This is a genomic window from Thermoactinomyces intermedius (assembly GCF_013912365.1).
In the GTDB taxonomy this organism is placed as follows: Bacteria; Bacillota; Bacilli; order Thermoactinomycetales; family Thermoactinomycetaceae; genus Thermoactinomyces; species Thermoactinomyces intermedius.
The window spans coordinates 1-3,092 of sequence record NZ_JACETT010000060.1; the positions used below are offsets into that span (position 1 = coordinate 1).

General features: G+C 53.0%; 1 protein-coding gene. It reads right to left on the minus strand.

Annotated elements, in window-relative coordinates; genetic code table 11:
- Window positions 1-3,092: non-ribosomal peptide synthetase (locus tag H1R82_RS13080; RefSeq protein ID WP_181821681.1), on the minus strand; the 3,092-nt coding region annotated here is incomplete at both ends.

Here is a 3,092-nt window from a genome sequence, read left to right on the forward strand (position 1 = left end):
CTTTCAAAACACCCAGTACCGCCGCCATCATCTCTTTGGACGGGAACATCAGGATGCCGACCAATTGCTCGCGGCCGATCCCTTTTTTCCTCAACGCATGGGCCAGGCGGTTGGCCTGCCGGTTTAACTCTTCATAGGTCCACTTTTCTTCGCCGCATACCACTGCCACCCGGTCCGGCTGTTTTTCCACCCGTTCTTCAAACCAGGACGGAATCGTTCTTCCCCGCGGATACTCCAGACGGGTTTGGTTAAAGGTTTGCAATATCTCCCATTTTTCTTCCAACGTGGGAAGCTCAATCTCGCACAGCCGGATTCCGGGATCATCCACGATCTGTTCAAGAATGTGAATAAAGTGGCCGATCATACGCCGGATGGTCCCGGGTTTGAACAGGCAGGTGCTGTATTCGACAACCCCTTTGAATGTTTCCCCGTCTTCCGCCATCATCCAGCTCAAATCAAATTTCGATTTTTTCCATTCAATCTCCCCTTGGCGAATCTTCAGTCCTTGCAGTTCGAAAACCGGCATGTCGATATTCTGCATGGCAAACATGGTGTCAAAAAGGGGGTTGCGGCTCAAATCGCGCCGGGTATCCAGCTTTTCCACCAATTCCTCAAACGGATAATCCTGATGCTCATACATTTGCAGGACGCGTTCCTTCACCTGTTCCAAAAAGGCTGTGAACGGAAGTTGCAAATCGATCCGGTTGCGAACCACAAGCGTATTGGCAAACATCCCCACCATGGACTCCAAACCGGCATACGATCTTCCGGCAATCGGTGAGCCGACGATGATGTCGTTTTTGCCGCTGTATTTTGCCAACAGCAAATTGTATGCGGCCAAGAGGGCCATATACGGGGTTGCTTTTTTCTCATCCGCCAGCCGTTTCAATTTCCGCGTTAACCGGGGCTCAATTTCAAACGTCATATGGTCCCCGTCAAACCGTTGCACGGAAGGACGCGGATAATCCGTGGGCAGGTCCAGAACCGGAAGTTCGCCGGAAAGTTCATCCATCCAATACTGCTCGTGTTTTTTCCATGCGTCCTTTTGTTTTTCATTTTGTTGCCAGACGGCGTAATCCTTGTATTGCAGGGACACCGGCGGCAACGTTTCTCCCTGCAGGTATTTCATCAAATCCCGGAACAGGATGTTCATCGAAACGCCGTCGGAAATGATGTGATGCATGTCGATGACCAGGATCTGTTCTTCTTCCTTGGCATATTCAATCATTCCCACCCGGATCAGCGGGGCTTTCTCCAAATCAAACGGACGGATGAACTGTTGAATTTTTTGTTTCACATCCAAACGGTCCCGGGCTTGATAACGCTCCACCCGGACCTTCACATCGGTATGAATTTTTTGCATCAATTCGCCGTCAATGAGATGGAACGAAGTGCGCAAGGATTCATGCCGTTTAACCAGTGCCCAGAATGCTTCTTCAAGCCGGGAAACCGGCAAATTTCCTTGGATATGAAAGGCATGGGGCATGTTGTAACCGGTGCCCATTCCTTCCAGTTGCCCGACCACATACAACCGTTTCTGTGCGGATGAAACCGGATAATAAGCCTGTTTGGGTGCCGGAGCGATGGTGACGTGTTCAACCGTTTTTTGATTTTCGATGTATGCGGCCATCTCCTTGACCACGGGACGGGCAAAAATCTCCCGCAAAGGCAGTTCCGCATGCATCCTTTTGTGGACTTGCGCCGACAACATCATCCCTTTCAGGGAGTTGCCGCCTTTTTCAAAAAAGCTGTCATGGACTCCGATTTGTCCGGTATGGAGAATCTCCTTCATGATTTCGATCAACTGTTCCTCGGTGGGAGTGGCCGGCGCGTCATCCTTGTTCCGGGTGGTGTCGGCATCCGGCAACGGCAATGCTTTTTTGTCCACTTTCCCGTTTCGGGTCAAGGGGAGTTTCTTCATTTCGATAAAGTGAACCGGAACCATATAGTCAGGCAACTTCAAGCTCAAATGCTCCCGCAATTCTTCCGCGGAACAAGGAGAAGACGCCACGAAATATGCGCATAACTCCGGTTCTTGAGAAGGATTCGGCTGCACGGTGACAAAGGCCTCCCGGATGGAAGCATGCTCCAACAAACGGCTGGCGATTTCCCCGGGCTCGATACGGTAACCGCGGATTTTCACCTGTTCATCCATCCGTCCCAGAAACTCCAGGCGCCCGTCCGGCAACCACCGCACCAAGTCTCCGGTCCGGTACATCTTTTGCCCCGGCACATAAGGATTGGGCACAAACTTCTCCGCCGTCAGTTCCGGCCGGTTCAAATATCCCCGGGCCAGACTTTCCCCGCTGACGCACAGCTCGCCCGGCACGCCGACCGGCTGCAATTGCTGATGTTCATTCAACACATACACCTGGTTATTGGCCACCGGTTTCCCAATCGTGACCGGCTCATCCGGACGCACCGGGGTGCTCGTGGTCACCACCGTGTTCTCCGTCGGACCGTAGTTGTTGACCACCGTGTAGTTCTGCGGCAACACCCGGCCCAACCGGTCCCCTCCGGTCAGCAACACTCTCAGGCTGCGGTTTTCCAACTGCATAAATTGCTCCGCCACCGGCGTCGGCAGAAAAGCAACCGTGATCCCTTGTTCCTCCATGTACCGGTTGAGTGCCTCCAGATCGTAACGCATGGCCTCTTCAATGATGTGAAGCGACGCTCCCGCCATCCAGGTCGGAAAAATCTCCCACACCGATGCATCAAATCCGACCCCTGCATATTTGATGCTCTTGTCTTCCGGCGTCACCTGAAATTCATGGATATGCCATTCGCACAAATTGATCAGGGAAGCGTGTTCCACCATCACGCCTTTGGGTTTCCCGGTGGAACCGGACGTATAGATCACATAAGCCAAATCCCGTTCTTTGTTCACCGGTGCGGGATTGTCGTCAGGCTCACCCCGCAAATCTTCGGTTTTCATGTCCCAGACTTCCACGCCGGAACCCTCGAACACGGCCGGGCGATCCGTAAGAAGCAGGGAAGCCCCGCTGTCTTTCAACATATACTGAATCCGGTCCGCCGGATATTGCGGGTCGATCGGAACGTACGCCGCCCCCGCTTTCAAAACACCCAGTACC